24 protein-coding genes and 1 tRNA gene are annotated in these 25,824 nt (G+C 63.4%); 16 read left to right on the top strand and 9 right to left on the bottom strand.

Translation table 11 applies throughout. The annotated features are described in order from the left end of the window. Window positions 1-122: 122 nt before the first annotated feature. Window positions 123-196, top strand: a tRNA-Gly gene (locus tag ACZK2R_RS18250). A gap of 137 nt (window positions 197-333) precedes the next feature. Here the strand turns inward: ACZK2R_RS18250 and ACZK2R_RS18245 are convergent. Beyond that, window positions 334-1,068, bottom strand: a complete 735-nt coding sequence (locus tag ACZK2R_RS18245; protein ID WP_125892726.1) for a hypothetical protein — start codon at window positions 1,066-1,068, stop codon at window positions 334-336. A gap of 296 nt (window positions 1,069-1,364) precedes the next feature. Between ACZK2R_RS18245 and ACZK2R_RS18240 the strand changes: the two genes are divergently transcribed. Then, on the top strand, window positions 1,365-1,769 hold the full coding sequence (locus tag ACZK2R_RS18240) for a DUF805 domain-containing protein (RefSeq protein ID WP_049425112.1): 405 nt from the start codon (window positions 1,365-1,367) through the stop codon (window positions 1,767-1,769). Between the two features lies 1 nt (window position 1,770). Here ACZK2R_RS18240 and ACZK2R_RS18235 read toward each other — a convergent pair whose 3' ends face one another. Continuing rightward, window positions 1,771-2,745, bottom strand: coding sequence for a PoNe immunity protein domain-containing protein (locus tag ACZK2R_RS18235; protein ID WP_478444953.1), 975 nt, complete (start codon window positions 2,743-2,745; stop codon window positions 1,771-1,773). On the opposite strand from ACZK2R_RS18235, the gene ACZK2R_RS18230 reads away from it, so the two are divergent. Further along, the gene (locus tag ACZK2R_RS18230; protein ID WP_258015803.1) at window positions 2,744-3,925 is read left to right on the top strand and encodes a hypothetical protein; all 1,182 of its coding nucleotides are present in this window, start codon (window positions 2,744-2,746) and stop codon (window positions 3,923-3,925) included. The two genes, ACZK2R_RS18235 and ACZK2R_RS18230, sit on opposite strands and share 2 nt — an antisense overlap. A 125-nt stretch (window positions 3,926-4,050) precedes the next feature. Here ACZK2R_RS18230 and ACZK2R_RS18225 read toward each other — a convergent pair whose 3' ends face one another. Beyond that, complete coding sequence (locus tag ACZK2R_RS18225) at window positions 4,051-4,473, bottom strand: acyl-CoA thioesterase (protein ID WP_049425109.1); 423 nt, start codon at window positions 4,471-4,473, stop codon at window positions 4,051-4,053. A gap of 79 nt (window positions 4,474-4,552) precedes the next feature. Further along, window positions 4,553-4,918: a hypothetical protein gene (locus ACZK2R_RS18220; RefSeq protein WP_258015804.1), complete on the bottom strand. Its 366-nt coding sequence runs from the start codon at window positions 4,916-4,918 to the stop codon at window positions 4,553-4,555. A gap of 167 nt (window positions 4,919-5,085) precedes the next feature. On the opposite strand from ACZK2R_RS18220, the gene rimK reads away from it, so the two are divergent. The 5 genes from rimK (at window position 5,086) to ACZK2R_RS18195 (ending at window position 9,265) form a co-directional block, all read left to right on the top strand. Continuing rightward, window positions 5,086-5,964: a 30S ribosomal protein S6--L-glutamate ligase gene (gene rimK, locus ACZK2R_RS18215; protein ID WP_005418651.1), complete on the top strand. Its 879-nt coding sequence runs from the start codon at window positions 5,086-5,088 to the stop codon at window positions 5,962-5,964. A gap of 245 nt (window positions 5,965-6,209) precedes the next feature. Continuing rightward, a complete protein-coding gene (locus ACZK2R_RS18210; protein WP_010481495.1) occupies window positions 6,210-6,686 on the top strand; it encodes a hypothetical protein in 477 nt (158 codons plus the stop codon). A gap of 89 nt (window positions 6,687-6,775) precedes the next feature. Further along, window positions 6,776-7,249 (top strand): hypothetical protein, encoded by a 474-nt coding sequence (locus ACZK2R_RS18205; protein WP_032128830.1) that lies wholly within the window; start codon window positions 6,776-6,778, stop codon window positions 7,247-7,249. An 8-nt stretch (window positions 7,250-7,257) separates the two neighbouring features. Further along, a complete protein-coding gene (locus ACZK2R_RS18200) occupies window positions 7,258-7,935 on the top strand; it encodes a response regulator transcription factor (protein ID WP_005410804.1) in 678 nt (225 codons plus the stop codon). Beyond that, complete coding sequence (locus tag ACZK2R_RS18195; RefSeq protein WP_032128829.1) at window positions 7,898-9,265, top strand: sensor histidine kinase; 1,368 nt, start codon at window positions 7,898-7,900, stop codon at window positions 9,263-9,265. The genes ACZK2R_RS18200 and ACZK2R_RS18195 overlap by 38 nt, the downstream gene beginning before the upstream one ends. A gap of 162 nt (window positions 9,266-9,427) precedes the next feature. Here the strand turns inward: ACZK2R_RS18195 and coaE are convergent, their stop codons facing one another. Genes coaE through ACZK2R_RS18180 form a run of 3 tightly spaced genes read right to left on the bottom strand, consistent with a single transcriptional unit; the run spans window position 9,428 to window position 12,182 of the window. Further along, the gene (gene coaE / locus ACZK2R_RS18190; RefSeq protein WP_180838163.1) at window positions 9,428-10,039 is read right to left on the bottom strand and encodes a dephospho-CoA kinase; all 612 of its coding nucleotides are present in this window, start codon (window positions 10,037-10,039) and stop codon (window positions 9,428-9,430) included. An 11-nt stretch (window positions 10,040-10,050) separates the two neighbouring features. Further along, window positions 10,051-10,914, bottom strand: coding sequence for a prepilin peptidase (locus ACZK2R_RS18185; protein WP_180838164.1), 864 nt, complete (start codon window positions 10,912-10,914; stop codon window positions 10,051-10,053). Window positions 10,915-10,922: 8 nt separating this feature from the next. Then, the gene (locus ACZK2R_RS18180; RefSeq protein ID WP_149908727.1) at window positions 10,923-12,182 is read right to left on the bottom strand and encodes a type II secretion system F family protein; all 1,260 of its coding nucleotides are present in this window, start codon (window positions 12,180-12,182) and stop codon (window positions 10,923-10,925) included. 361 nt (window positions 12,183-12,543) lie between these two features. On the opposite strand from ACZK2R_RS18180, the gene ACZK2R_RS18175 reads away from it, so the two are divergent. From ACZK2R_RS18175 to pilB, 6 genes are all read left to right on the top strand, one after another. Then, a complete protein-coding gene (locus ACZK2R_RS18175) occupies window positions 12,544-12,954 on the top strand; it encodes a pilin (protein WP_478487520.1) in 411 nt (136 codons plus the stop codon). A gap of 82 nt (window positions 12,955-13,036) precedes the next feature. Continuing rightward, window positions 13,037-14,998 carry a hypothetical protein gene (locus ACZK2R_RS18170; protein WP_180838166.1) on the top strand — a complete coding sequence of 654 codons (1,962 nt, stop codon included), beginning with the start codon at window positions 13,037-13,039 and terminating at the stop codon, window positions 14,996-14,998. Further along, window positions 14,991-15,437, top strand: a complete 447-nt coding sequence (locus tag ACZK2R_RS18165; protein WP_180838167.1) for a GtrA family protein — start codon at window positions 14,991-14,993, stop codon at window positions 15,435-15,437. The genes ACZK2R_RS18170 and ACZK2R_RS18165 overlap by 8 nt, the downstream gene beginning before the upstream one ends. Then, window positions 15,434-16,978 carry an NAD(P)/FAD-dependent oxidoreductase gene (locus tag ACZK2R_RS18160; RefSeq protein WP_180838168.1) on the top strand — a complete coding sequence of 515 codons (1,545 nt, stop codon included), beginning with the start codon at window positions 15,434-15,436 and terminating at the stop codon, window positions 16,976-16,978. Before ACZK2R_RS18165 ends, ACZK2R_RS18160 begins: the two co-directional genes overlap by 4 nt. A 144-nt stretch (window positions 16,979-17,122) precedes the next feature. Beyond that, window positions 17,123-18,052 (top strand): UDP-glucose 4-epimerase GalE, encoded by a 930-nt coding sequence (gene galE / locus ACZK2R_RS18155; RefSeq protein WP_440565990.1) that lies wholly within the window; start codon window positions 17,123-17,125, stop codon window positions 18,050-18,052. Between the two features lie 116 nt (window positions 18,053-18,168). Continuing rightward, window positions 18,169-19,896 carry a type IV-A pilus assembly ATPase PilB gene (gene pilB, locus ACZK2R_RS18150; protein ID WP_149908722.1) on the top strand — a complete coding sequence of 576 codons (1,728 nt, stop codon included), beginning with the start codon at window positions 18,169-18,171 and terminating at the stop codon, window positions 19,894-19,896. 226 nt (window positions 19,897-20,122) lie between these two features. On the opposite strand, the gene ACZK2R_RS18145 is transcribed toward pilB, so the two are convergent. Then, complete coding sequence (locus tag ACZK2R_RS18145; RefSeq protein ID WP_180838169.1) at window positions 20,123-21,496, bottom strand: sigma-54-dependent transcriptional regulator; 1,374 nt, start codon at window positions 21,494-21,496, stop codon at window positions 20,123-20,125. A 60-nt stretch (window positions 21,497-21,556) separates the two neighbouring features. Continuing rightward, on the bottom strand, window positions 21,557-23,170 hold the full coding sequence (locus tag ACZK2R_RS18140) for a sensor histidine kinase (protein WP_049401617.1): 1,614 nt from the start codon (window positions 23,168-23,170) through the stop codon (window positions 21,557-21,559). Window positions 23,171-23,575: 405 nt separating this feature from the next. On the opposite strand from ACZK2R_RS18140, the gene sucC reads away from it, so the two are divergent. After that, the gene (sucC, locus tag ACZK2R_RS18135) at window positions 23,576-24,745 is read left to right on the top strand and encodes an ADP-forming succinate--CoA ligase subunit beta (protein WP_004154430.1); all 1,170 of its coding nucleotides are present in this window, start codon (window positions 23,576-23,578) and stop codon (window positions 24,743-24,745) included. A 20-nt stretch (window positions 24,746-24,765) separates the two neighbouring features. Beyond that, window positions 24,766-25,641 (top strand): succinate--CoA ligase subunit alpha, encoded by an 876-nt coding sequence (gene sucD / locus ACZK2R_RS18130; RefSeq protein WP_005410793.1) that lies wholly within the window; start codon window positions 24,766-24,768, stop codon window positions 25,639-25,641. The last annotated feature ends 183 nt before the right edge of the window (window positions 25,642-25,824 follow it).

Genomic DNA, 25,824 nt, shown 5'->3' with positions numbered 1-25,824 from the left:
CAACATCCCGGGCACCGCAAGGTGCCTGGGATGCCTGCACGGCAGCGCCGGGCCATGCCCGGCGGGTGCGGCGGCCACCATTGCGCAACACCGGCCGCTCCGCATAGACTTTCACCCGCAATGCGGGCGTAGCTCAATGGTAGAGCTGTAGCTTCCCAAGCTACTGACGTGGGTTCGATTCCCATCGCCCGCTCCATGTCTCCAGGGTGTTCACCCCAGGCAGACGCGGCGCAATCGTTGAACCACACCCCAGTCCAGCGTGTGGCAACGGCGCCGGAACCTCATTCTTCAATGCGTCGGGCTGTGGCTCTTCCGAGCCACAGCCCGGGTGGCTTATGCGCCCGCTTGCGCAGCCGCGTCCTTGGCCGCGGCAGTGACGGAACTCCCGAAACCGGTATAGGTCGATCCGTTGCAGTGCAGGTATGCGCGGAAGACGACGCCATTCAACTCGGCGTTGTCAAAATAGCAGTGCGTACCGGTCTTGGATGATTTCTTCACAAGCCGCATTGCCATTGCGTTTGAATCGTCGACGCTGGAGCCAAGACCGGCAACGCTCCAGGACTGGCCCGGGCGGTTGCAGGTGTAGGGATACTTATAGCCATGCGCCGACCCATAGTAGTAGTCGACATTGCACCAGGCCTGCGTCGCCGCCAGGTTGATGGCCAGCTCAAGTACGTTCTGTCCCGCAGTGGTGGTCGTCATGCCATAGGCGGAAAGCGGTGTGGAACTGCATTCCGCTTTGATGCCAACACCCGGTGCCGGGATGCTGACATAGGGATCGCGTGCGAAGACACTGCAGACGGGTCCTTCCTCGGCGACGGCAAGGAAGCCATTGGCGTTGGCCGTCGCAGCATCGATATTGCTGCCAACGCCAGCGACCGTTCCATTCGTGCCGCAGCGCCGGATCACCACCCCTCCGCCGTTCGGCAGCATGTCCATGCCGGGGTCGCAGATGCCAGGCCCGATCGAAGCCCCCGCGGCTCTGGTGTAGTCACCTTCCGCGTTTGCGGCCATCGGGGCCTGGGTGGAAAGCAGTGCCAGCATCAGCGGAAAAGAAATCGCAGCCATTCAAAACCTCGAATCCATGAGTGAGTCGTGACGCTAGCAGAGGCGCCATTCTGGAAAACTGGAATTCGACCAATCCGCCACTGCTGCAAGCCAGTGATCCGATTCAGAATGCCCACGTCTATGGAAATGTGCGGTAGTTCGCGCTGCGTCTCTGGCTGCGCGGCTGCCGCGGCGGGCTCCTGCAACCTCCGCTGTCTGCCGGGCCCGCTGGGCCGCAGGGTTCAGTTGGTGCTGGGCTTGGGGATGCTAAAAGATCGTTAACCCTTGCCTCCCATCGTCCGCTGCCCGGAGCGCGAATGATCCCCGCACTTTTGCCCCTCAGGCGTTGCTTTGATTTTTCAGGGCGATCCAACCGGAAGGAGTTCTGGTCGTACTCCCTGTCTGCTGCCCTTGTGGTGGCAGTGGGCTACACCTTGATGGACGGCGGATACTGGCTGACGGGCACCGTGCTGCTCGACGGGGAGGCCTTCGAGCCATTCCGGACGCTGGGGTGGGTCATGACGGTCTGCGCGGTCATCGTCCTCCTTCCGCCCATGCTGGCCCTGGCCGTTCGACGACTGCACGACATCGACGAGTCCGGCTGGTACGTCGTGATCGCCTTCATCCCGTTGGGTGTGTTCGTCCTCTTCCCGGTCATGCTTCTGCCGGGCAACGAGGAAGAGAATCGATTCGGCGGTGTTTCCGGCCTGCCGGGTGCCTGACTCAACGCCGGGCGAAGTCCACCAGGTCGGAAGGGTAGTGGGGGCAGGTGCGTAGCGTGGCGTCGTCACCGCCATACAGCACCACCAGCGCAGCCACTTCAAATGCCCAGTAGCCCCACGCGTTCGGCCCGATCAGGCGCCGGGTCCGCTTTTGAGCCTTTGGCGGCAGCAGGAAGAAGTCGCGGTACTGCACCTGCAGGTAGCCGGCCAGCAGTGAAGGGTCGAACGCTTCACCGTCGCGCAGCGGCGCGAACAGCTCGGCGAACGGTCGCGGATGAAAGACCTCATCACTGGCTTCCACCAGGCCCAGCGCCGGCGCGCTGAGGTAGTCCAGCACGCGGTCGGTGTCGAAACAGAGCACCTTCTCCACCAGCGCCGGCAGGCGTTCCTGCGCATCCAGCAGCACGCCCAGTGACAACAGCTGCAGTGCGTATTCGTAGTGCTGCGTTGTACGCGATTGCAACGACGCAGCCAGCGCGATGTCGTGGCCTTGCTGTTGCAGGCTGTCCCGGGCAAGGGCCAGCAAATGCGCATGCTCGAGCCAGAGATCTGCTACGTCGGCATGCATCTGCTGCAACGCCGTGGGGGCGAAGCCGCGGTCAACGCCTTTCAGCAGCAGGTTGCTGCCGGTCTGTGCAACCGTCTCCCAGCCGTAGGCATGCTCCAGGGCCGCATGTCCCTGCAGCGGTTCCTCCACAGATTCACCGCCATTGCGCGCATGGCGTGCAAGCAAGGCCATGCCTGCGTTCCAGTCCGCCTGCCAATCCGGCAGGCGAAGCGTGCGGCGCGGCTGGCCCGGGGCCTTGGCCAGTGCTCTCCATCGCGGCAGCATGTCCTGCAGCAGATTCCGGAGATTCACGGCAGTCATCGGTTCCATCATCAGCGAGAGTCTAGCGGCATTGCCGGCTCGAACCCCATTGCCTGGCAGAGCGTTGAAGGTTTGAATGGTGCACAGTCGCCGCCGCCCAGCCTGCATGACCGTTGATCGAATCGCCCTCCGCCGCTTCACCCAGTGGCTGCCGTTCCTGATATGGGTAGCGATCTGCGTGGTGTGGTGGTCGCCTTGGGGTGTGGTCGTTGGCCTGGCCGCATGCCTTGCCCTGGGCGGCGTGCTGCAGCACTTCGATCTGGTCGGCGATGCCGTAGGGGGCGCACTGCTGCGCTCGCGGGCGAAGCTGCCCTTCGCACCCCGGCCGCCCACGCATGATGTGCTGTTGGATTGGGGCGAGCTGGGCATGGGCGGGCCGGCCTACGGCACCCTGATGCTGCGCGATGGCGCCATTGTCGAGGGCGTATCCACCGCAGGCAGCCACGATGCCAGCGGCGAGTGGCTGGCGCTGGCGGGCAGCGCGCTGCGTGTGGCCAGTGGCTACAGTGATCGCAGCGAAGCGGTGATCGTCTACGACGAAGCGGACAAGAGGGTGATGCACCTGCTGGCGATTGTTCCCAGCCTGTTCTGGCAGGAACTGCACGAGCGCCGGCAGCTTGGCGGGGATGCCGAAGCCGCGATGTGGTTGCGGGATATTCCCAGTCGATCGACCACGCTGCGCCCCTGCCGGGGTTTATGGCTGGAACAGGAGCATCCGGCGCTGGCCGCCGGGGTGCCGCAGGTGTTGCGGCATGTCCTGCCTGATGCCCGGGTGCTGCAGGCCATCCCGCTGCTTCCCGACGACCTGCGCCTGACTGCGCATCCGACCTTGTTCGCGCGCATCTGCCCGTACGCGCTCTGTCTTGATGGCCAGCCCAGTGACCGTCACGCCTGCGATCTGGAGACGGTCATTGCCAGCCCGTCCGGACGATGCGTGGTGGTGGCGGGCAGCGTGCTTGATGGGGATCTGCGTCCCATCGAGGGCGTATGGCTCGTCCACTGGCAGGGGCGTTGGCAGGCCATTGGCCGCCGTGCGATGGGCGGCAGCGGCAAGACCCGGAGTGGGGCCTGGATCGATGTCATCGCGGTCGGCGATGACGGAACGCTTCGCTGCGAAGCCTATGAGGAACACTGGACGTTCGAGGCGATCACACGCGTCCCCACGCCACACACGGCATTGGCGCTGCCTGTGGAATGGCGGGAAACCGCATTGGCCGTGCGTGTCCGCGATGGGGGCTTCTCGCTGCGCCTGCCCCGCGCGGATCAGCGGCCCTCAGTCACAGGTTAGACTGCGTCCAATCAAACAGGAAGGTTCCGGCATGCGTCGTCGATGCACGCCGGGAAAGCGCTGGAAAAGCTGAAGAAATGGGCTGCGGGCAGTACCGGGTGCGGATGACCGGACTTCCGTATGGCTCATGCGTCTGCCGCCTGCACCTGTTGCGCATACTCCTCGGTAAACAGCCCTGACAATGCCCGGCGCTGCTCTGCATCGATGGCGCGCGAGGCGTTGGTTGTGTAGTCGAAATGCACCATCACGCAGCGCCCGCTGGCCACCAGGGCCTCGAACTGGAACGCCTGCTGCACGATCGACAGCGAGGAGCGGCCGATGTTTTCGATGCGGGTCTCGATGCGCACTTCGTGTCCCGGCTGTATCTGCTGCAGGAAGTCGATCTCGTAGCGGCGCAGGATCAGCGTCAGGTCGCGCATGCTGGCCTCGCGGCTGAAATGGCGGAAGATCTCCTGGCGACCTTCCTCGAACCAGACGGGCAGGGCGGTGTTGGTGACGTGGCCGAGTACATCCACTTCGGAGAAACGCGGAAGGATCGTCAACGGCATGAAGTCTCCGGGGTGTAGTGGGCGGGGTCTCCGGCGACGGTGCTGCCATCGCCGGAGACAGTGCGGCGACTACCGGCTGTCAGTCTGAGTAGAAGCCGTTGCCGAGGGTGCCGGGCAGGCCGGGTTCCGGCCACGGCATCAGTGACGTGCAGGCGTCATACAGCGTGCAGAAGTCCTGCCGCAGTTGCGCAGGCACCCAGCTGCCATAGGAAACGTCGGTCGAGTCGCCCTGGCAGGCGTAGGAAACATCGATCCAGCGGGTATTGGCGTGTGAGGCAACGCCCTGGTGCTGTGTCTTGCCCGTGCAGTAGCGCAGGCCTTGGCCGATCAGGGTGTTGTTGGCATAGAAGTAGAGCCGGGAGACTGCGTGGGTGGGCGCAGCCTGTACGTGTGCGGCGCTCCCCATCAGGCCAAACAGCAACAACAGCGGAATTCCCATTCGCATCTGTGGTTCTCCTTGGGTTGTGTAAGCCGGCCGTGTCCTGTCCTGTAGCCGGCAACAGCCATCTTCGCACAGCCTCGGCAGGCACGCAGATACGGCGGCCTGCAGGGCATCATCCGCCCGCCACACGCCCGCGCTATGCTGCGCGCCTGCCGTCCGATCCTGCCGCGATGAAGCTCGCCATCCTGTCCCGCAACAGCTCCCTGTACTCCACCCGCCGGCTGGTCGAGGCGGCGCGCGCGCGCGGCCACACCGTTCGCATCCTCGACCCGCTGCGCTGCTACATGCGCATCGCCGCCGATGGTTTTTCGATGCACTACAAGGGCCGGCCGATGACCGGCGTGGACATGGTCATCCCGCGCATCGGCGCCTCGATCACCCGCTATGGCACCGCCGTGCTGCGCCAGTTCGAGCTGATGGGCGCGCGTACTCCCAACCCGTCCGATGCGATCCTGCGTTCGCGCGACAAGCTGCGCGCGCACCAGTTGCTGGCAGCCAAGGGCATCGACATGCCGGTCACCGTGTTCGGCGACAACCCCGATGACACCGTCGACCTGCTGTCCATGCTCGGCCCGCCGCCGCACGTGGTGAAGCTCAACGAGGGCACCCAGGGACGGGGCGTGATCCTCACCGAGAAGGCCAGCGCTTCGCGTGGCATCGTCGAGGCCCTGCGGGGCCTGTACGCCAACTTCCTGATGCAGGAGTTCATCGGCGAAGCCAAGGGCGCCGACCTGCGCTGCTTCGTGGTCGGTGACCAGGTGGTGGCGTCGATGCAGCGCCAGGCGCCGGAAGGTGACTTCCGCTCCAACCTGCATGCCGGCGGCACCGCGGTGGCGGCCAAGGCCAGCCGCGCCGAACAGCAGGTGGCGGTGCGTTCGGCCAAGGCGCTGGGCTTGTCGGTCTGTGGTGTGGACCTGATCCGCTCCGCGCGTGGCCCGCTGGTGCTGGAGGTCAACTCCACGCCAGGGCTGGAGGGCATCGAAGCCGCCTGCGGGGTGGATGTGGCCACGCGTATCATCGAGCACGTCGAGAAGATCAAAAAGCCGTGATTAATCAATGGCTTGAAATTCTCATGGGCAAATGAGGCCGGCTTTAACGCGCCTTTAATCGGCGCCGGCGTAGCCTTCAGCGAACCGCAGCTCTGCCTCTCAGCAGGATCGGTATCGGGATACGACTTCAGACCCAGGCGGGGCACCGCCTGGGTCTTTTTTATGCCGCCGGAAGTCCCTTGTGGAGGCAGCGTGACGGCCGTAGAGTGGCGCCCATCGTTCCTGGATGGATCCGGAGGCTGGCGATGTACCGCATCACGATGATCGCGTTGTTGCTGGGGCTGTCTGGTGCTGTCTCCGCCAAGCCGGAGAAGACCGCCATACAGATGGATGGGCAGGCCCCGGTGGCCGAGCAGGTCCGGCGGGTTGAGAAGGCCCTCGATGACGGCGAGTACAGCGAGATTTCCGCCGATGACCGCGCCCAGGTGCAGCAGGCACTGGCGCGCATCACCCAGCGCATGGGCGACCACCGCACGCTTCAGGAGCTCCCGCCGCAGGTCCAGGCGGAGGTGTTCAACGACCAGGAGCGTATCAATACCGTTCTTGTCCGCGCCCACGAGGACAGCCGCCAGATCTGCCAGCACACCCGCACCACCGGCAGCAACATGCCTAAAAGCCGCTGCCTGACCGTGGCCGAGCGCCGCCGGATCGAGGAAAAGGGCAAGGCCCTGCTCAACGACCAGCGCACCTTCAACAACTTCAACCCTGCCACCAACCACTAGGCCGTCCGATGCCCCTGCGCATGGCACTTGCTGGCGTGAAGGTGGTGCGAATACAGTCAACACTCAACTCAAACAAGGATTCGTTTGTCATGAAGTCCCTCCTGATGTCGGCGGTCCTGATCTCGGGCCTGACCCTGGCCACCGCCGCCTCTGCATCGAACCAGTCCGGTGAGGTCTTTGTCCCCGGCAAGCCGCTGCAGCAGCAGATCGAGCGCATCGAAATCGAACTCAACGATGGCGAGACCTACAGCGAACTGAAGCAGACCGACCGCAGCCGCGTACGCGAGGCGCTGGTGCGCATGCGTACGGCCGTCGAGCAGCATCCTGACCGCGATTCCATGCCTGAACAGGTACGAACCGATGTCTTCAACGACCAGCAGATCGTGAACACGGTTTTGACACAGGCACGTGAGGATAGTCGTCTAATATGCCAACGTGAAAAGGCCACGGGTTCGAACCGGTCCACGACGCAGTGCACTACCGTTGCCGAGCGCGCCCGGCGGAAGGACAAGGCACAGCGTGATATGGGCCAGGCCCAGCGCATCGGCAAATTCGTAAATTAGAGGTGACAGTGAGAATCCTGGTAATCGAAGACAACAGCGACATTGCGGCCAACCTGGGCGACTACCTGGAGGACCGGGGCCACACCGTGGACTTCGCGGCTGACGGGGTTACCGGTCTGCACCTGGCCGTGGTGCACGAGTTCGACGCGATCGTGCTGGATCTCAATCTGCCAGGCATGGACGGCATCGAGGTCTGCCGCAAGTTGCGCAATGAAGCGCGCAAGCAGACCCCGGTACTGATGCTCACCGCCCGCGATTCGCTGGACAACAAGCTGGCCGGCTTCGATTCCGGCGCGGACGACTACCTGATCAAGCCGTTCGCGCTGCAGGAAGTGGAAGTGCGTCTGAACGCCCTGTCGCGACGCGGCAAGGGCGTGCAGACCCGCGTGCTGGAAACCGGCGATCTGGAATACAACCTGGATACGCTGGAAGTGCGCCGCCAGGGCAAGCTGCTGCAGCTCAACCCGACCGCACTGAAGATCCTGCAGGCGCTGATGGAAGCGGCCCCGGCCGTGGTGACCCGCCAGGAGCTGGAAACCCGTGTGTGGGGTGAAGAACTGCCCGATTCGGATTCCCTGCGCGTGCACATCCATGGCCTGCGTGCGGTGGTCGACAAGCCGTTTGAAGTGCCGCTGATCCAGACCCGCCATGGCATCGGATACCGCATCGCCACCCCGGAAGCCTGATTCGGTGGCAACCAAGGGGGAGCGCCGGCGCACGCCTTATCGGCGGCGCCTGCGCAGCCGCATCATCGTTTCGTTCGTGTTGTTGGGCTTCTGCCTGACGACACTGTTCGCGTTCGCCACCAACTGGGCCCGCCTGCGCGTGGAAAACCAGCTGGTGGAAGAGCTGATGAACCGCAATATCGACGAGTATGCGCGCCGCTATTACGAGCACCCCGGGCATAACCCGGACGCACCGGTGCTGCAGATCAAGGCCTATGCCTATTCGAAGGACAAGTTCGACCGGGTGCGCGAAGAGCGCGCGCAGTGGGCGGGCTTCTCCGATGGCATCCACAGCGTCAGCGGCGATGAGCACGGCGAGCCGTACTCCTACAAGCTGGCCGTGCGCAAGACGCCCGACGCCTGGTTCTTCCTCGCCTATGACATGACCGACAGCGTGCGCGGCGGCAAGCAGCTCAACCGCGCGCTGGTGCTGTCGGTGCTGGTGTTCAGCGTGCTGTCGCTGGTGCTGGGCTGGTGGTCGGCCTCGAAGGTGATGAAGCCGGTGTCGGATCTGGCCGCGCGGCTGCGTGCCTATCGCGGCGGCACCAGTGACCCCGAACCCCTGGCGCCACGCTTCCCCGACGACGAAGTGGGGCAGCTGGCACAGGCGCTGGACGACTATTCCTCGCGGCTGACCGAAGTGGTGCAGCGCGACCGTGAATTCAATGCAGACGTCAGCCATGAGCTGCGTACGCCGCTGGCAGTGATCCGTGGCGCCACCGAACTGTTGCTGACCCGGCCCGGCCTGGACGAAAAGGTGCTGCAGCGCCTGCAGCGCATCCAGCGCGCCGAACAGCAGTGCAGTGATCTGATCGGCGCGCTGTTGCTGCTGTCGCGCAACGAGCGCGGGCAGGGCACCAGCAATGTGGCCCGCGTGGCCGAGCAGCTGCTGGACGCGCATCGCGCGCAGCTGGGCGGCAAGCCGCTGGAGCTGCTGCTGGAAGGCGAGCGCAACCTGGTCATCGACGCACCCGAAGCCGCCTTGTCGGTGGCGCTGGGCAACCTGATCGGCAATGCGGTGAAGTACTCGCAGGACGGCGAAGTGCGCGTGTTCGTCGGCACCAACTCGGTGTCGGTAACCGACAGTGGCCCGGGCCTGAGCGAGGAAGACGCGGCCAAGCTGTTCCAGCGTGGCTACCGCGGCACGCATGCCGGCCACTCGCAGGGCGGCGGCATCGGCCTGTCGATCGTCAGCCGCCTGTGCGACCTGTACGGCTGGCAGGTAAGCGTGCGCCCCGGCGGCCAGCGTGGCGTGATTGCCACCCTGACGTTCTCGCCGAAGCCGTTGTAAGCGGTAGGTGCCGACCTTGGTCGGCACGAACCCCGCCGACCTTGCATCGCGCCCTGTGTCGCTTGTGCCACCACCGTGATCGCTGCCGCGCCCCGCGCGTGTAGATCCACGTCATGCGTGGATGCGCTTCGGTAGTGCCGGCCGCTGGCCGGCAACCAGGCCTCACCCCCCGGCCAACCCCAGATACCGCGCATGCAGCTGTTCCACCTGCACCTGCAGGTCCTCCGGCTGCCCATCATTGACCACCACGTCATCGGCCAGCGCCAACCGCTGTGCGCGGCTGGCCTGCGCAGCAATCATCCGGTCGGCCAGCGTGGCATCAATGCCATCGCGCTGCATCAGCCGCGCATGCTGCACGGCTTCGGGCGCATCCACCAGCAACACCCGGTCCAGCCACGGGTAGGCTTTCCGCCCACCCACCTCGGTCAGCAGCGGAATCGCGGCAATCGCATAGGGGCTCTCAGCCTGCTCGCACTGCTGTTGCATCAGCAGGCGGATGGCCGGGTGGGTGATGGCTTCCAGCGCCGTCCGCTCGGCCGGGTCGGCAAACACGTGGGCGCGCAGGCGCCCCCGGTCCAGGCTGCCATCGGCCAGCAGCATGTCGGCGCCGAAACGCTCGGCAATGCGGGCCAGCGCCGGGCTGCCAGCGGCAACCACGGCGCGAGCGGCCAGATCGGCGTCGGCCACCACGATCCCCAGCGCCTCAAAGCGCCGGGTCACCTCGCTCTTGCCGGAGGCGATGCCGCCGGTCAGGCCAACCACATAGCGGCTCATGGGGACTCCCCTCAGCGCAGCCCGCTGATCACCAGGTACTGCTCCACCAGCGGCGCACCCCACATGAAGTACAGCCAGCCGGCGATGGCCAGGTACGGCCCGAACGGGATGGGCGTGGCGCGGTCACGGCCGCGGCTGTACAGCCAGATCGAGCCGATGATGGCGCCCAGCACCGACGACAGCAGGATGATCGGCAGGATGCCCTTCAGACCACACCAGGCGCCCAGGGCCGCCAGCAGCTTGAAGTCGCCGTGGCCCATGCCTTCCTTGCCGGTCAGCTGCTTGAACAGCCACCAGACCGTCCACAGCGACAGGTAACCCACTGCTGCACCCACCAGGGCGGGCTTGGCTGGCATATACAGGTTGTCGATGCTGCCTATCAGCCCCAGCCACATCAGCGGCAGGGTCAACTGGTCGGGCAGCAACTGCGTGCGCAGGTCGATGCCGGACAGGGCGATCAGGAAGCAGGTCAGCACGATGGCACCGAAGCCCTGCCAGCCGAAGCCGAATTGCCAGACGCAGGCCAGCACCAGCACCGAGGTCAGCGCCTCCACCAGCGGGTACTGCAGCGAGATCGGCGCCTTGCAGTGGCGGCACTTGCCACCCTGGATGATCCAGCTGAACAGCGGGATGTTCTCGTACCAGCTCAGCTTGTGCTTGCAGTGCGGGCAGTGCGACGGCTCCACCACGATCCCCGGTGGGGGTGGTTCATAGAAGTCCGGTTCCTCCAGGACTTCGCGCGCATCGCGCTTCCACTGCCACTCCAGCCGCTTGGGCAGCCGCAGGATGACCACGTTCAGGAAACTGCCCAGCAGCAGTCCCAGGGCGGCCGCGGCGGGGTAGCCGAGGCCGGGGTGCTGGTCGAGAAATGCCATTGATACCTTTAGCCGACGACGGCGCCGAGTTTGAAGATGGGCAGGTACATCGCGATGACCAAGCCACCGACAATGGTACCAATGAACACCATGATCATCGGTTCCAGCAGGCTGCTCAAGGCATCCACGGCATTGTTCACTTCCTGCTCGTAGTATTCAGCCACCTTGAACAGCATGGCGTCCAGGGCGCCGGCCTCTTCGCCGATGCCGGTCATCTGGATGACCATGTGCGGGAACAGAGCAGTCTGCTTCATCGCCATGTTGACCGGATAGCCAACCGAAACGTCATCGCGCATGCGCAACACGGACTCCTCGTAGACCTTGTTGCCGGTCGCGCCGGCCACAATGCCCAGCGCCTCCACCAAGGGAACACCGGCCTTGAAGGTCACTGCCGTAGTACGGGCAAAGCGGGCGATGGCACTGTTGTGCATGATCTGCCCGATCACTGGTACCTTCAGAATGGCCCGATCCAAGCCATGCTGCATCTTTGGCGATCGCTTGTAGGCCATGATCGTTCCAACGACCACCGCAACGATCACGATCACGATGGGCAGCCACCAGCTAACCATGAATCGAGATAGTCCCACGACCATCTTGGTAAAGGCCGGAAGGTCTGCACCGAAGCTGGTGAAGACTTCTTCGAACTGGGGAACGACCCATACGAGCAGGATCGTACTGACCAGGAAGGCCACCACCAGAATCATGGCGGGGTAGAACAGGGCCTTCTTGATCTTGCCCTTCAGTGCTTCGATGTTCTCCTTATAGGAGGCGATCGTGTCCAGTACCGTTTCCAGCACGCCGGCGCTTTCACCCGCGCGCACAAGGTTGCGGTAGAGCTCGTCGAACTGGACAGGGTGACGACTGATCGCTTCGTTCAGTGAAGAACCCCCCTCGATGTCAGCCCGAATCCCATCCACCATCTTCTTCATGCGCGGGTTCTTGTGCCCGCTGCCGATGATTTCCAGTGCCGAGACGATCGGTACGCCGGATTTCATCATCGTGGCCATCTGCCGGCTGAAGAACGCGATGTCCTTGGCAGTCACCGGCTTGCCGGCTGCGCCGAACAGCGGCTTCGGCTTCGGTTTGACCTGGCCGGGGTTGATCCCCTGCTTGCGTAGTTCGGCGCGCAGCAGATTGGCGTTCTTCGCCAACTGCTCACCCTTCATCTTGATACCCCGCTTGTCGGTCCCCTCCCAGACAAACGGTTGCAGCTCCATGGTGCTTCGCGCCACGGGCTCTTTCTTGATCGCACTGCGACTGACAGACATGTTGGCTCCCCAAGGCCCGCCATCCCCAGGCGGGCATCCTGACCGGCGATGGTAGCCGGTTCGGGGCCGTCCGGGGAGCCTGCTGGCGTGACGCCGCGCAGGGTTTTCGACCTGGCGAGACGAAAGGTGACGTACCGCGTCACATTGCCGCGTCCATCGCAGATTCGCTTCTGGGGGGTTCCCATCCGCGAAATTGCTGCCATCATTGGCGCGGGGAAATCGGGGAGACGCTGCCATGGGAGATTGGCACGTAACCTGCGTTGATCCACCCGCGGGGACGGGCAGCCTGCTCATCCGGTCATTTGGCCGGCCGGCAGCCACCCCCGACATCAACCACTACTTATCTTGGGGATGTACCACCATGAAGAACCAGAAGGGCTTCACCCTGATCGAACTGATGATCGTCGTCGCGATCATCGCCATCCTGGCCGCCATCGCGCTGCCGGCCTACTCTGACTACACCAAGAAGTCGAAGGTGTCGGAAGTGATTCTGGCTGCTTCGTCGCTGCGTACCGCTGTGGCTGAATACGCTGCTTCGAACAATGCACTGCCCGCTGCGAGCTGGAGCGGTTATGAAGTGCAGTCGTCGAAGTACGTCAAGAGCGTGGCGTGGGAGGATGGCAAGATCGTTGCGACTGCCCAGGGCATCGATGCGGCCATTGATAACCAGACTATTGAGCTGAGCGCATCGCTGAACTCGACCAATGGCACCGTTGCGTGGACCTGTGGCGGTGACATCCCGGCCAAGTTCCGCCCGGGTAGCTGCCAGTAATTCCACCGCTCTTTCGAGCGGGCAGTGTTTCAAGGGAGCCCCGCTTTACGCGGGGCTTGCCTTTTTGGGGGAAGGATAGGGAATGAATGCTCTGCGCAGGATGGCGCCATGGTGTTTTGCATTGGCGCTGATTGTCTATTTGAGGCCATACACGGGTATTCGTCACGACGCCACTCTGTATCTTGCGCAAGCGCTGAGGGTAATTTCGCCGGACGTATTTAATCGTGATCTCTTCTTTGTTGCTGGAAGCCAGGCCGACTTCACGGTATTCCCGCAGCTCTTGGCCGCCTTGCTTCGTCATTTTCCAGTGGGCGATGTTTTTCTTGCGTTTACCTTCTTCACCAGGTTGTGCTTCTACGCTGCAAGTTGGTATCTGATCCGAGTGCTCTTCCCTGGGAAAATGCAGTGGCCTGCTATTTTCTCATTGATCGTGATGCCTACTGGATATGGCTCATACAGCATATTTGCATACGCAGAGCCTTTTCTGACCGCTCGCCCCATTGCCGAAGCTCTGTCTCTGATCGCTTTGGGCCTTTTGATTCGTCGCCACTCGATGTGCGCAATTATTGCCTTGGGCATCGCAGGAGGCCTGCATCCATTGCAGGCGCTGGGTGCGGCGATTGTTGCCTGGTGCTGGCTGGTTATGCAGGACCGACGTTGGCTGTGGGCGCTACTGGCGGCGATCCCTGTCTGCATCTTGGGCATTGCCAAGGTCGGGCCGTTCTCCGGATTGTTCACTAGGATCGATCCGGATTGGATGGAGCTGCTGCTGCAGTTGAGTGACAATATTTTCCTCTCCCACTGGGAGGTCCGGGACTGGTGCATTGTCGTCACGGATTTTTATCTTCTGTATCGGCTTTCCCGTTGTGTTCCCATCGATAGTCCTCTTGTCGCGCTCTGTAAGGCGGTCATGGCGGCATTCGCCGTCGGACTCACGTTGTCCGTTCTCTTCGCCGATATGCTGCAGTTGGCGTTGCCTGCAGGCGCCCAGTTTTGGCGTGTGCTCTGGGTAGTTCACTGGTTTGCGATGGCAGGTTTGCCATGGGTGCTGTGGGATCAGTGGCAACGCCAGCCGAAGGATTGGGTCGCGATTATTCTGATGGTGGCGATCGTCGGGACGGGCGCGAGTGTCTCCCGGACGACTCTGCCATGGGCCGTGCTCGGCCTGATTCCTCTGAGCATTGCTTGGCCATACGTTTCAACCAAGGTGGGAAGAACCATCAAGGGTTTCATGCTGGTTGGTCTCATTGCGATTCTTGTGGTCGCTTTGTTTCGCTATCAGTTCAGTGCGTGGCTGGTTTTCAAGGCGCTCGGTAGCAGTCTGGAACGTGTCCGTCAGGATGTAGTGATACTGGGTTACCCGTTAATAGCTGGCTCATGTGTGGCGCTTCTTGCCTGGATCTATACCCGCTCAGGGAGGAATCTCGGTGCTGCACTGGGAGTGCTTTCTTTGATTGCATTGGGAGGGGCGGTACACCTTTGGGATTCGCGGAGTCCTTGGTCGAGAGTGGTTGAGGCATCTGCAGGCCAAGATGTGTTCGGTGAGCATGTGCCGCTTGACTCGACTGTCTACTGGTACTCGGCAGAACCCTCGCCGTTAGGGCCATGGCTCGTGCTAGGACGTGCAAGCTACTTCAATATCTTCCAAATGGCAGGGCAGGTTTTCAATCGAGGCACATCATTCGCAGGCATACAGCGCCAGCTCCAGATTGGACCGGTGAACGTCCAAGGTGAGATCTGCGACACTGTGAACGCGGTAAACGGAGAGCCTGATTCGTGTTGGATCGGCGACGCTGGGCTGCGCTACATGTGTACGCCTTACAAGGACGTCGCTGCGCCCGACTATTTCGTCCTGCCTTTCCGACAGACTCGCCATGTGCGGGGAACATGGGAGGCTCGTCACCCGGATACCGATGAGCTTCTCGGCAGCTACTACCTGTACAAATGCAGTGACTGGAAAGATCCCTCCGGTAAGGCACACATTGATCGGCAGTCTTGGAACTCCGTTTCGGTTCGTGGTGGGGAGGGAACTGACAATGAATAGATCCTCGCGCGGCGCAATTCACGGGAAGGGAGTAGTTGGCGAAGGTATTGGCTATCTAGCAGCATCTGCCATCGCCTTGGCGGCTGATCTGGGAGCGTTCTATCTCCTCTCATGGTGGATTGGCGGCTGGTACTTTGCTGCTGCCGGGGGCTTCCTGGTTGGCAGTGTTGTCGCCTACGTCATTAGCGTTCGCTGGGTGTTCGTTCGACGCGCGGTCAGCTCGGCCTCGGCGGAGCTGGCCATATTCGTGCTGATTGGTTGCTTCGGTCTGCTGGTTGTCCAGGGCGTGATGTGGGTCTGCATTGAGTGGCTTGGTATGCCGGGGAGCATTGCTAGGCTCGTTGCGGTCGGGTTCTCGTTTACGTCGAACTTCGCATTGCGCAAGTTGATTCTTTTCCGGTCGCGGGCACGCGAACGGGCCATCGGGGAGGTGGCATGAGCAAGCATGTAGTAATCATCGGCGCGGGTCCGGCGGGTTTGACTGCCGCGTTGGAACTAGTGGGTCAGCCGGGTGTGCAGGTCACCGTGCTGGAGGCGGACGACTGCGTGGGGGGCATCTCGCGCACGGTCAACCACAATGGAAACCGCATCGATATTGGTGGGCACCGGTTCTTTTCGAAGTCGGACTGGGTGATGCAGTGGTGGGCGAACCTGATGCCCATCGAACACACAGGCGATGTGCCGTTGAATCTTCGCTATCAGGGCCAAGCGCGTGAGGGCTTGCCGACGGGGGCGCCTGTGGCAGAGAGCTCACAGCCGACTGCGATGCTGGTGCGCAACCGCCTGTCGCGCATCTATTTCAATCGGCGCTTTTTCTCTTACCCGTTGAAGCTGAATGCGGACAGTTTCCGAAACCTCGGGGTGGGCAAGTCCGTATTGTTCGGTTTCAGCTATCTGCGCTCGCAGGTTAGCAAGATTGAGCCGGAAGTGAGCCTGGAGGACTTCCTCGTGAACCGCTTCGGGCAGCGTCTTTATCGACAGTTCTTCAAGGAGTACACCGAGAAGGTATGGGGTGTGCCCTGTAACCAGATCAGTGCCGAATGGGGTGCGCAACGCATCAAGAGCCTGTCGATCACCAAGGCGGTGTTGCATGCTGCGCGAAGCGCGCTGGGCTTGAACGGAAAGGCTGAACAGACTTCGTTGATCGAGAATTTCCTGTATCCGAAGCATGGCCCCGGTGAGATGTGGGAAACGGCTGCCGCGCAGTTCGTCGCGCGTGGTGGCACGTTGTTGATGAAGCATCGCGCTGTTGGCCTGGAAGTGGGCGAAGGTCTGGTGCACAGCGTCACCGTACAGTCCGGGACTGGCGAAGCCTTCAAGTTGGAGTGCTCGCACGTTGTCTCGACCATGCCCGTGCGTGAGCTGGTGTCCGTCTCGCGGACAAGCTGGCCCGAGGATGTGGCTGCGATCGCCGATGGGTTGCAGTACCGTGATTTCATCACCGTCGGGCTGCTTTACGATGCTGCCGATCTTCCGCGGGCACTGGGCGACAACTGGATCTACATTCAGGAACCGGGTGTGAACGTTGGGCGGGTACAGGTCTTCAATAACTGGAGCCCCTACATGGTTCGTGACGCATCAAAGGTGTGGATGGGGCTCGAGTTCTTCTGTCGCGAGACTGACCCACTGTGGAACATGGATGATGCCGACCTGCAGGCACTGGCCCAGCGCGAGATGCTCCAGATCGGCTTGGTTACTACCGAGCGTGCACAGGATGCGGTCGTGATCCGAGTACCCAAAGCCTATCCAGGCTACTTTGGTGAGGCCTACGCTCAGTTCGACCGATTGCGGTCTGCATTGGATCAGGTACAGAACCTGTTCCTGGTGGGTCGCAATGGCATGCACCGCTACAACAATCAGGATCACTCGATGCTGACAGCCAAAGAGGCTGCTGATCAGATCCTGTCCGGTAACGTGGACAAAAGTCGGCTGTGGTCGATCAACGTGGACGATGAGTATCACGAAGAGGCCAAGGCCTGAGACCAAGGTCCTCCTCATGTCTCCTTCCCGGCGCGTGCCGGGATTGAGGAAGACGATAGTCCAGCGCGGTATTCGATCTGACGTGGAGTCATGCAGATGTGGAACGTCCTTGTCTGTGGAGGGGCGGGTTACATCGGTAGCCACATGTCACAGTGGCTGGCCGAACAGGGCCATGCGGTAACCGTGTTGGACAACCTGTCTACCGGTCACCGGCAGGCAGTTAAATGGGGGGAGTTCATCCAGGCAGATCTACTGGACGAGTCTTCGCTCGTGCGTGCGTTAAGCGGGCGGCGCTTTGACGTCGTGATGCATTTCGCTGCGAGTTCGTTGGTTGCATCTTCAGTCGTCGATCCATTTCCCACCTATCGGAACAATGTGGCCGGTACGCTGAATCTACTGACGCAGCTGCGGCGCAGTGATATTGGCAAGTTGGTCTTTTCATCCTCGGCTGCTGTCTTCGGGCAGTCGTCGGCTTCCCTTGTCGACGAACAGCAGCCGAAGCAGCCGATCAATCCCTATGGCGCCAGCAAGTTGATGGTTGAGCGGATGCTTGCTGACGCTTGGGAAGCGTATGGCTTGTCATCAGTGGTACTTCGTTACTTCAATGCTGCCGGTGCTCTTCCTGAACACGGCATAGGTGAGGCGCATGCGTGCGAGACTCATCTGATTCCGAACGTGCTCAGGGCCGCCGCCGGACGGGCGCCACCGCTCAAGGTATTTGGAGTGGACTACCCCACACCTGACGGGACCTGTGTGCGGGACTATGTGCATGTGCAGGATCTCGCACGGGCTCATGGATTGGCGATGAACCTGATGGAGCGGAGCCCGGGAGCCCATGACTTCAATCTTGGCAGTGAACAAGGCTACTCAGTCATGGATATCGTTGAGGCTGCCGCGCAGGTGGTCGGGCGCGCAGTACCTTTCGAGGTAGTCGGCCGCCGGCAAGGGGATCCGGCCCGGCTGGTGGCGTCCAGTGCCAAGGCGCAACGGGAGCTGGGATGGGAGCGAAGCTGGCAGGACCTGGTAGCTATCGTCGAGAGCGCTTGGGGTTGGCATCGGGAGCAGCCGTTCTGAAGGCGGACTTTGTGTGTCTGGACAAGCGTTCACACGGGCTGCGCGGTTAGTATGTCACCCCTGTAGACAACACTATGGCCGCCACGGCGGCCGTCTTGGGCCAGTAAAGGAAGCGTATGAGCGCAGTCACCACCCCCAATCTGGTCGGCATCACCGGCCTGGCCCGCCGCCTGGTCCAGGACGGCGCGCTGGACGAGGCATCCGCCCGCGACGCCATGGCCAAGGCTGCCGCCGCCAGGCAGCCACTGCCGACGTGGTTCGCGCAGAACAAGCTGGTCAGCGCCTCGCAGCTCGCCGCTGCCAACGCGGTCGAGTTCGGCATGCCCTTGTTCGACGTGTCTACCTTCGACGCCAGCCAGAACGCGATGAGCCTGGTCAGCGAGGAACTGCTGCGCAAACATAATGTGCTGCCGCTGTTCAAGCGCGGTGGCAAGCTGTTCGTGGGTACCAGCAATCCAACCCATGCACTGGACGAGATCAAGTTCCACACCAATCTGGTGGTGGAGCCGATCCTGGTGGATGAAGACCAGATCCGCCGCACGCTGGAGCAGTGGCACGCCAGCCACGACACCATCGGCGATGCGCTGGGCGGCGACGACGAGGGCATGGCCAACCTCGACGTTGGACTGGGCGACGAAGACAACGCGGGCGGCGACTCCGGCATCGACGCCAAGGGCGACGACACCCCGGTGGTGAAGTTCGTCAACAAGGTGCTGGTCGATGCGATCCGCAAGGGCGCATCGGACATCCACTTCGAGCCCTACGAAGACGATTATCGCGTGCGCCTGCGCATCGACGGCCTGCTGAAGATGGTGGCGCGTGCGCCGGTGAAGTTGAACCAGCGCATCGCTGCGCGCCTGAAGGTGATGGCGCAGCTGGATATCGCCGAGAAGCGCGTGCCGCAGGACGGGCGCATCAAGCTGAACCTGTCCAAGACCAAGCAGATCGACTTCCGCGTGAGCACGCTGCCGACCCTGTTCGGTGAAAAGGTGGTGCTGCGTATCTTGGATGGCAGTGCGGCCAAGCTGGGTATCGACAAGCTGGGCTACGAACCGGACCAGCAGAAGCTGTTCCACGACGCCATCCACAAGCCGTACGGCATGGTGCTGGTGACCGGCCCGACTGGTTCGGGCAAGACCGTGTCGCTGTATACCGCGCTGGGCATCCTCAACGACGAGACGCGCAACATTTCCACCGCCGAAGATCCGGTGGAAATCCGCCTGCCCGGTGTCAATCAGGTGCAGCAGAACAACAAGCGCGGCATGACCTTCGCTGCGGCGCTGCGCTCGTTCCTGCGACAGGATCCGGACATCATCATGGTCGGCGAAATCCGCGACCTGGAGACGGCGGAGATTGCGATCAAGGCGGCGCAGACCGGCCACATGGTGCTGTCCACGCTGCATACCAACGATGCGCCGCAGACTATCGCGCGCCTGATGAACATGGGCATCGCGCCGTACAACATCACCAGCTCGGTGACGCTGGTGATCGCCCAGCGCCTGGCACGCCGGTTGTGCGGCAACTGCAAGCGACCGGCCAACCTGCCGGAGCACGCGTTGCTGGCCGAGGGCTTCACCCAGGCGCAGCTGGATGCGGGCATCCAGTTGTACGAGGCGGTGGGCTGCGATGAGTGCACCGAGGGCTACAAGGGCCGAACCGGTATCTACCAGGTGATGCCGATGACCGATGAGATCGCCACCATCGTGCTGGCCGGCGGCAACGCGCTGCAGATTGCCGAGGCGGCGCAGCAGATCGGGGTGAATGACCTGCGGCAGTCGGCGTTGAAGAAGGCGGCAGCGGGTGTGACCAGCCTGGCCGAGATCAATCGCGTTACCAAGGATTGAGGTAAATCCACGCCATGCGTGGATGCCGCGATGCATGAGGTTGCCGGCCAGCGGCCGGCACTACCGCGTTTGGTGGGTAGATCCACGCCATGCGTGGATGCCGCGATGCATGAGGTTGCCGGCCAGCGGCCGGCACTACCACGTTGGTGGGTGGATCCACGCCATGCGTGGATGGTGCGGCGGCGCACGCCAACCAAGGTTGGCGCCTACCAGGGCCGTTCGGCCCTTACTCCATCCCCAGCTTCTTCAGCTTGTAGCGCAGCGCGCGGAAGGTAATCCCCAGCTGCGCGGCCGTGCGGGTCTTGTTCCAGCGGTTCTCTTCCAGCGCGCGCTGGATGGCGCTGCGCTCCAGCTGCTCGATGTACGAGGGCAGGGCGGCACCGCCCGGCTGCAGGTCGGCCACGGCTTCGGCAGGAGCAGCGCCGCCGGGCGCACGTGGGGCGTGCTGCGGCAGGCGCAGGTCGTCGGCACCGATGCGGTCTTCTTCGGCCAGTGCCAGCGCGCGCTCCAGAATGTTCTCCAGCTCGCGCACATTGCCCGGGAACGCATAGTGGGCCAGCGCTTCCAGCGCCGACGGCGCCAGCAGCGGGGTGGCACGGCCGTGGCTGCGGGCCAGGCGTGCCAGTACGGCGGCTGCCAGCTCCGGCAGGTCCTGGCGGCGCTCGCGCAGCGGCGGCACCTTCAGTTCGATCACGTTGATGCGGTAGTACAGGTCGTGGCGGAAGCGCCCGTCCTCGACCAGTTCGGCCAGGTCACGGTGCGTGGCCGAGAGAATGCGCACGTCCACCGGTTCTTCGTTGGCCGCACCCACCGCACGCACCGACTTTTCCTGAATGGCGCGCAGCAGCTTCACCTGCATCTGCAGGGGCAGCTCGGCCACTTCGTCCAGGAACAGGGTGCCGCCGTGTGCGGCCTGGAACAGGCCGGGCTTGTCGGCATGGGCGCCGCTGAAGCTGCCCTTGCGATGGCCGAAGAACTCGCTTTCCATCAGCTCGCCGGGAATGGCGCCGCAGTTGACCGGAATGAACGGTCCGGCCGCGCGCGCGCCCTGGGCGTGGATGGTGCGTGCGACCAGTTCCTTGCCAACGCCGGACTCACCCAGGATGTAGACCGGCGCCTGGCTGCGCGCGACCTTGCCGATGGTGGTGCGCAGTACGTCCATGGCCGGCGAAGCGCCCAGCAGGCGTGCAGCCTGTTCGGTGGCGGGGCCGGGCGCAGGGCGTTCGGTGTTGTTGAGTTCCAGCGCGTGCTTGACCAGGCCGCGCAGCACCGAGATGTCCACCGGCTTGCTGACGAAGTCGAAGGCGCCGGCCTTCAGCGCTTCCACGGCCAGGTCCATGCTGCCGAACGCAGTGATCATCGCCACCGGTGTGCGCGGGTAGTGCTGGGCGATCTCGCTGACGAGCTCGATGCCGTTGCCATCCGGAAGGCGCATGTCGGTGATGCACAGGTCGTACGGATTGCTGGCCAGCAGCTCGCGTGCTTCGGCCAGGTTGGCGGCGGTACTGATGCGCAGCCCCATGCGGCCGAGGGTCAGTACCAGCAGTTCGCGGATGTCGCGTTCATCGTCGACGACGAGGGCGCTGCGGGTTTCGTTCATGGGCGTGAAAGATAAACGAGGGGGCTGGAAGCGACAAATGTTTGACGCACAGAATTGGAATCAGGTGGGCAACAGCGTGTGCGGGCCAGGCAGCACCAGGCGGAAGCAGGAGCCGCCGGCGGGCACCGGGATGTAGTCGAGCCGTGCCTGGTTGGCGCGGCACAACTCGCGGGCGATATACAGGCCCAGCCCGGTGCCGTGCTCGGAGGTAGTGAAGAACGGGCGGAACAGCTGTGCGGCCACGCTCTCGGGAATGCCGGGGCCGCGGTCCATCACGTCGATCACCGCGCTGCGCTCGTGCTGCGCCACGCGCAGGCGCACGCGCGCCGGCTGCTGGCCGATGCGGCCGTACTTCAGTGCGTTGTGCACCAGCACGGTGAGCACCTGGTACAGGTGTTTGCTGTCGACCTGCGCCATCACCGCCGTGTCGCTGATGATCGGTTCGATGCTGTCGGTCTCCAGCGTCTGGCCCTGCTTGTACTCCAGCACGAAGCGGCGCACGAAGGCGACCAGGTCGACGTTCTCGGGTGTGGCGCGCTCGCGCCGTGCCAGCCCCAGCACGCTCTCGACAATGCCGTTGGTGCGCTGGCATTGCTGGCGGATGATCTGCAGCAGGCGGCGGTCGCTTTCGTTGAAACCGGTGCCTTCCTCCAGCAGCTGCACGGCGTAGTTGATCGCCGCCAGCGGATTACGGATCTCGTGGGCGAGGCTGGCCGAGAAGCGGCCCATCGCCGACAGGGTGAGCGATTCGGCGCGCCGCGAGACCACGCTGGAGTCGTCCAGGAATACCAGCGCCAGTTCGCTGCCGGCCAGCAGGCGGGCGAAGCGCGGTTGCACTTCCGGCTGGTCGGGGTTGAGCTGCAGCGGCAGTTCGTCCTGCGCCCAGCCGTTGCGCCAGCGCTGCAGGCGGCGCGCCAGTTCCGGCGCAGCACTGGCCAGATCCAGCCGTCCCGTCTCACCGATGCCGTCGTTGTCGCCGAGCAGCATCGAGGCCGCTTCATTGGCCAGGGTGATGCGGTTGTCGGCGTCCACCACCAGCACGCCGGTGCGCATGCGGCGGATGATCAGTTCGTTGATCTGGAACAGGTTGGCCACTTCGTCGCCGCGCTGGTTGGCCAGCTGCTGGTTGCGGCGCGCGCGGTTGCCCACCTGGTAGCTGATGAAGGCCAGCGCCAGGTAGCTGGTGGCAAACATGGCCAGCTCGGCCAGCGTGCGGGTGGGGTCACCGCCTTCGAGCACCTTCCAGAGGTATTCGGTACCGGTGGCCAGGCTGGCAGCAACCGCCAGGCCCAGGCCCCAGCTCAGCGGCAGCAGGGTGGCGGCAGCGGCGATGTTGAACAGCAGCGACATCGAAATGCCGGCGCTGGCACCGGGCAGGGCATGCGCCAGCAGGGTGGCGGCGATGATGTCCACCAGCACGCTGCTGACCACGATCGGGCGCAGCCAGCGTTCGTTGCGGCCGATCGCCAGGGCCAGCAGCGACAGCAGCAGATAGATCGCCGCGACGGTATCGGCCAGACGCGGGTGATGGGCCTCGCCGACCATGCCGGACAGGGGGCTGTAGAGCAGGCCGGCGATGACCGCGGCGATCAGCACCCGGTACAGCGCGAAGAAGTACAGCTCACGCCGCGGAATCGATTCGATGCGGTCGATCAATGAAGCACTGGGTGACACGCCGGAACTCCCCTTCTGGCTGCCTGGGTCTGGAATCTGCGGCGGCCCTGCCTGGCATCCCCTGAAGCCGGGCGGGTTCGTCGCTTCTATGTGGCCTGCGGCGGAAGCCGCCGGGCAAGCCCGACACTACACACCTTGGTTGACCAGTATAGGGCCCCCGGCAGGACGCCGCCGGAGCCGCCCGGATCGCGCATTTGGCCTGCCGTGGATACCGGTGGTCAGCGCCGGCCCGGGCGCAACTGCCTGAATGGCGGTGGAAATCTGGCCGGGTGTGGCGTTTTGTACAGACTTCTTTGCGCCCCGGCGCCGGCTCGGCCACAATAGTGGGCCCGCCGCGGTCCATGCCGGCGCCCCGCCGGGGCCCTGAGGAATTGCGTGCGGTCGTTCCTATTCCCACGGTGACGCATGAATTTCCACGAATACCAGTCAAAACAACTGCTTGCCGAGTACGGCATCCCGGTCCCGGCCGGCAAGGTCGCTGCGACCCCGGACGAAGCGGTTGCCGCTGCCAACTCCCTGGGCCAGGGCCCCTGGATGGTCAAGGCGCAGATCCACGCTGGCGGCCGCGGCAAGGCTGGCGGCGTCAAGTTCTGCAAGACCACCGACGACGTGAAGGCCGCTGCGGCCAAGATGCTCGGCACCAAGATGGCCACCTACCAGACCGCTGGCGTTGAACTGCCGGTCAACCTGGTGCTGGTGACCACCGCCGGCGAGATCGTCAAGGAACTGTACCTGTCGGTGCTGGTCGACCGTGGCACCAAGACCATCACCTACATCGCCTCTTCGGAAGGCGGCGTGGAGATCGAGCAGGTCGCCGCTGAAACCCCGGAGCTGATCCACTCGCTGAACGTCGACTTCGTCGAAGGCGTGCAGGGTTACCACGGCCGTGATTTCGGCTTCAAGCTGGGCCTGACCGCCAAGCAGGCCGGCCAGTTCGCCAGCATCATGGTGAACCTGTACCGCCTGTTCAACGAAAAGGACCTGGCGCTGGTTGAAATCAACCCGCTGGCCATCCTGGACGACGGCAACCTGTACGCGCTGGACGGCAAGTTCGACAGCGACGACAACGCCGCGTTCCGCCAGAAGGCCCTGGTCGCCATGCGCGACAAGACCCAGGAAGATCCGACCGAAGTGATCGCTTCGGAGCTGGACATCAACTACGTCACCATGGACGGCAACATCGGCTGCATGGTGAACGGCGCAGGCCTGGCCATGGCCACCATGGACGTCATCAAGCTCAACGGCGGCGAGCCGGCGAACTTCCTGGACGTGGGCGGCGGTGCCAACAAGCAGCGCGTCATCGAAGCGTTCAAGCTGATCCTGTCCTCGGACAAGGTCGAAGGCATCTTCGTCAACATCTTCGGCGGCATCGTCCGCTGCGACATGATTGCCGAAGGCATCATCGCCGCCGTGAAGGAAGTGGGCGTCAAGGTTCCGGTCGTGGTGCGCCTGGAAGGCACCAACGTGGAAGAAGGCAAGCAGCTGCTGCGCGACAGCGGCATGGCCATCATCCCGGCTGACAACATCAACGATGGCGCCAAGAAGATCGTTGAAGCTGTCAAGAACGCTGCCTGATTCGACACCAAGGAATTCCCATGTCTGTTTTGATTAACAAGAACACCAAGGTGATCGTGCAGGGCTTCACCGGCCAGCAGGGCACCTTCCACGCCACTCAGATGATCGAGTACGGCACCCAGGTTGTTGGCGGCGTGACCCCGGGCAAGGGTGGCACCACCCATATCGACCTGCCGGTCTTCAACACCGTTGCCGACGCCGTGCAGAGCACCGGCGCCAACGCTTCGGTCATCTACGTGCCGCCGCCGTACGCGGCCGACGCGATCCTGGAAGCCGCTGCTGCCGGCATCAAGGTCATCGTCTGCATCACCGAAGGCATCCCGGTGCTGGACATGCTGCGCGTCAAGAACGTGCTGACCCGTTCGCATCCGGACACCGTGCTGATCGGGCCGAACTGCCCGGGCGTCATCACCCCGGGTGAGTGCAAGATCGGCATCATGCCGGGCCACATCCACCAGCCGGGCAAGATCGGCATCGTGTCGCGTTCGGGCACCCTGACCTATGAAGCGGTCAAGCAGACCACTGAAGTCGGCCTGGGCCAGTCCACCTGCATCGGCATCGGTGGTGACCCGATCAACGGCCTGAACTTCGTCGACTGCCTGAAGCTGTTCAACGAAGACCCGCAGACCGAAGGCATCATCATGGTTGGCGAAATCGGCGGTGACGCTGAAGAAGCCGGCGCCGAGTACATCAAGAACCACGTGAAGAAGCCGGTCGTCGGTTTCATCGCCGGTGCGTCGGCTCCGGCCGGCAAGCGCATGGGCCACGCCGGTGCGATCGCCTCGGGCGGCAAGGGCACTGCTGAAGGCAAGTTCGCTGCCATGGAAGCTGCCGGTGTTGTCACCGTCCGCTCGCCGGGCGACCTGGGCGCTGCCATCGCCAAGCTGGTGAAATAAGATCGCTTGTGTAGAGTCGAGCCATGCTCGACTGACGCTCTTGCTTCAAACAGAAGGGCCGCCTCCGGGCGGCCTTTCTGCGTCTGGTGCCCTGACCATCCCGGTAACCCCATCCACGCATGGCGTGGATCTACTGAGCCGGGGCTGTCCACGCAGTGAGCGCGCCCGGCGCGCGCATGGCGC

The organism is Stenotrophomonas sp. 96582_Sma (assembly GCF_056480905.1).
Note: the sequence above shows the minus strand (reverse complement) of the source record. Positions and strands in the feature narration are given on the sequence as shown.

Excerpts from the sequence above, each read along its gene's own strand:
- galE (WP_440565990.1), top strand. The coding sequence starts at position 17,123 with ATGTCACAGTGGCTGGCCGAACAGGGCCATGCGGTAACCGTGTTGGAC.
- ACZK2R_RS18185 (WP_180838164.1), bottom strand. The coding sequence starts at position 10,914 with ATGGCATTTCTCGACCAGCACCCCGGCCTCGGCTACCCCGCCGCGGCC.
- ACZK2R_RS18240 (WP_049425112.1), top strand. The coding sequence starts at position 1,365 with ATGATCCCCGCACTTTTGCCCCTCAGGCGTTGCTTTGATTTTTCAGGG.
- ACZK2R_RS18175 (WP_478487520.1), top strand. The coding sequence starts at position 12,544 with ATGAAGAACCAGAAGGGCTTCACCCTGATCGAACTGATGATCGTCGTC.
- ACZK2R_RS18180 (WP_149908727.1), bottom strand. The coding sequence starts at position 12,182 with ATGTCTGTCAGTCGCAGTGCGATCAAGAAAGAGCCCGTGGCGCGAAGC.
- rimK (WP_005418651.1), top strand. The coding sequence starts at position 5,086 with ATGAAGCTCGCCATCCTGTCCCGCAACAGCTCCCTGTACTCCACCCGC.
- ACZK2R_RS18230 (WP_258015803.1), top strand. The coding sequence starts at position 2,744 with ATGACCGTTGATCGAATCGCCCTCCGCCGCTTCACCCAGTGGCTGCCG.
- ACZK2R_RS18245 (WP_125892726.1), bottom strand. The coding sequence starts at position 1,068 with ATGGCTGCGATTTCTTTTCCGCTGATGCTGGCACTGCTTTCCACCCAG.
- pilB (WP_149908722.1), top strand. The coding sequence starts at position 18,169 with ATGAGCGCAGTCACCACCCCCAATCTGGTCGGCATCACCGGCCTGGCC.
- ACZK2R_RS18220 (WP_258015804.1), bottom strand. The coding sequence starts at position 4,918 with ATGCGAATGGGAATTCCGCTGTTGTTGCTGTTTGGCCTGATGGGGAGC.
- ACZK2R_RS18145 (WP_180838169.1), bottom strand. The coding sequence starts at position 21,496 with ATGAACGAAACCCGCAGCGCCCTCGTCGTCGACGATGAACGCGACATC.
- ACZK2R_RS18225 (WP_049425109.1), bottom strand. The coding sequence starts at position 4,473 with ATGCCGTTGACGATCCTTCCGCGTTTCTCCGAAGTGGATGTACTCGGC.
- ACZK2R_RS18195 (WP_032128829.1), top strand. The coding sequence starts at position 7,898 with ATGGCATCGGATACCGCATCGCCACCCCGGAAGCCTGATTCGGTGGCA.
- ACZK2R_RS18160 (WP_180838168.1), top strand. The coding sequence starts at position 15,434 with ATGAGCAAGCATGTAGTAATCATCGGCGCGGGTCCGGCGGGTTTGACT.
- sucC (WP_004154430.1), top strand. The coding sequence starts at position 23,576 with ATGAATTTCCACGAATACCAGTCAAAACAACTGCTTGCCGAGTACGGC.
- ACZK2R_RS18165 (WP_180838167.1), top strand. The coding sequence starts at position 14,991 with ATGAATAGATCCTCGCGCGGCGCAATTCACGGGAAGGGAGTAGTTGGC.
- sucD (WP_005410793.1), top strand. The coding sequence starts at position 24,766 with ATGTCTGTTTTGATTAACAAGAACACCAAGGTGATCGTGCAGGGCTTC.
- ACZK2R_RS18210 (WP_010481495.1), top strand. The coding sequence starts at position 6,210 with ATGTACCGCATCACGATGATCGCGTTGTTGCTGGGGCTGTCTGGTGCT.
- ACZK2R_RS18170 (WP_180838166.1), top strand. The coding sequence starts at position 13,037 with ATGAATGCTCTGCGCAGGATGGCGCCATGGTGTTTTGCATTGGCGCTG.
- coaE (WP_180838163.1), bottom strand. The coding sequence starts at position 10,039 with ATGAGCCGCTATGTGGTTGGCCTGACCGGCGGCATCGCCTCCGGCAAG.
- ACZK2R_RS18235 (WP_478444953.1), bottom strand. The coding sequence starts at position 2,745 with ATGCAGGCTGGGCGGCGGCGACTGTGCACCATTCAAACCTTCAACGCT.
- ACZK2R_RS18205 (WP_032128830.1), top strand. The coding sequence starts at position 6,776 with ATGAAGTCCCTCCTGATGTCGGCGGTCCTGATCTCGGGCCTGACCCTG.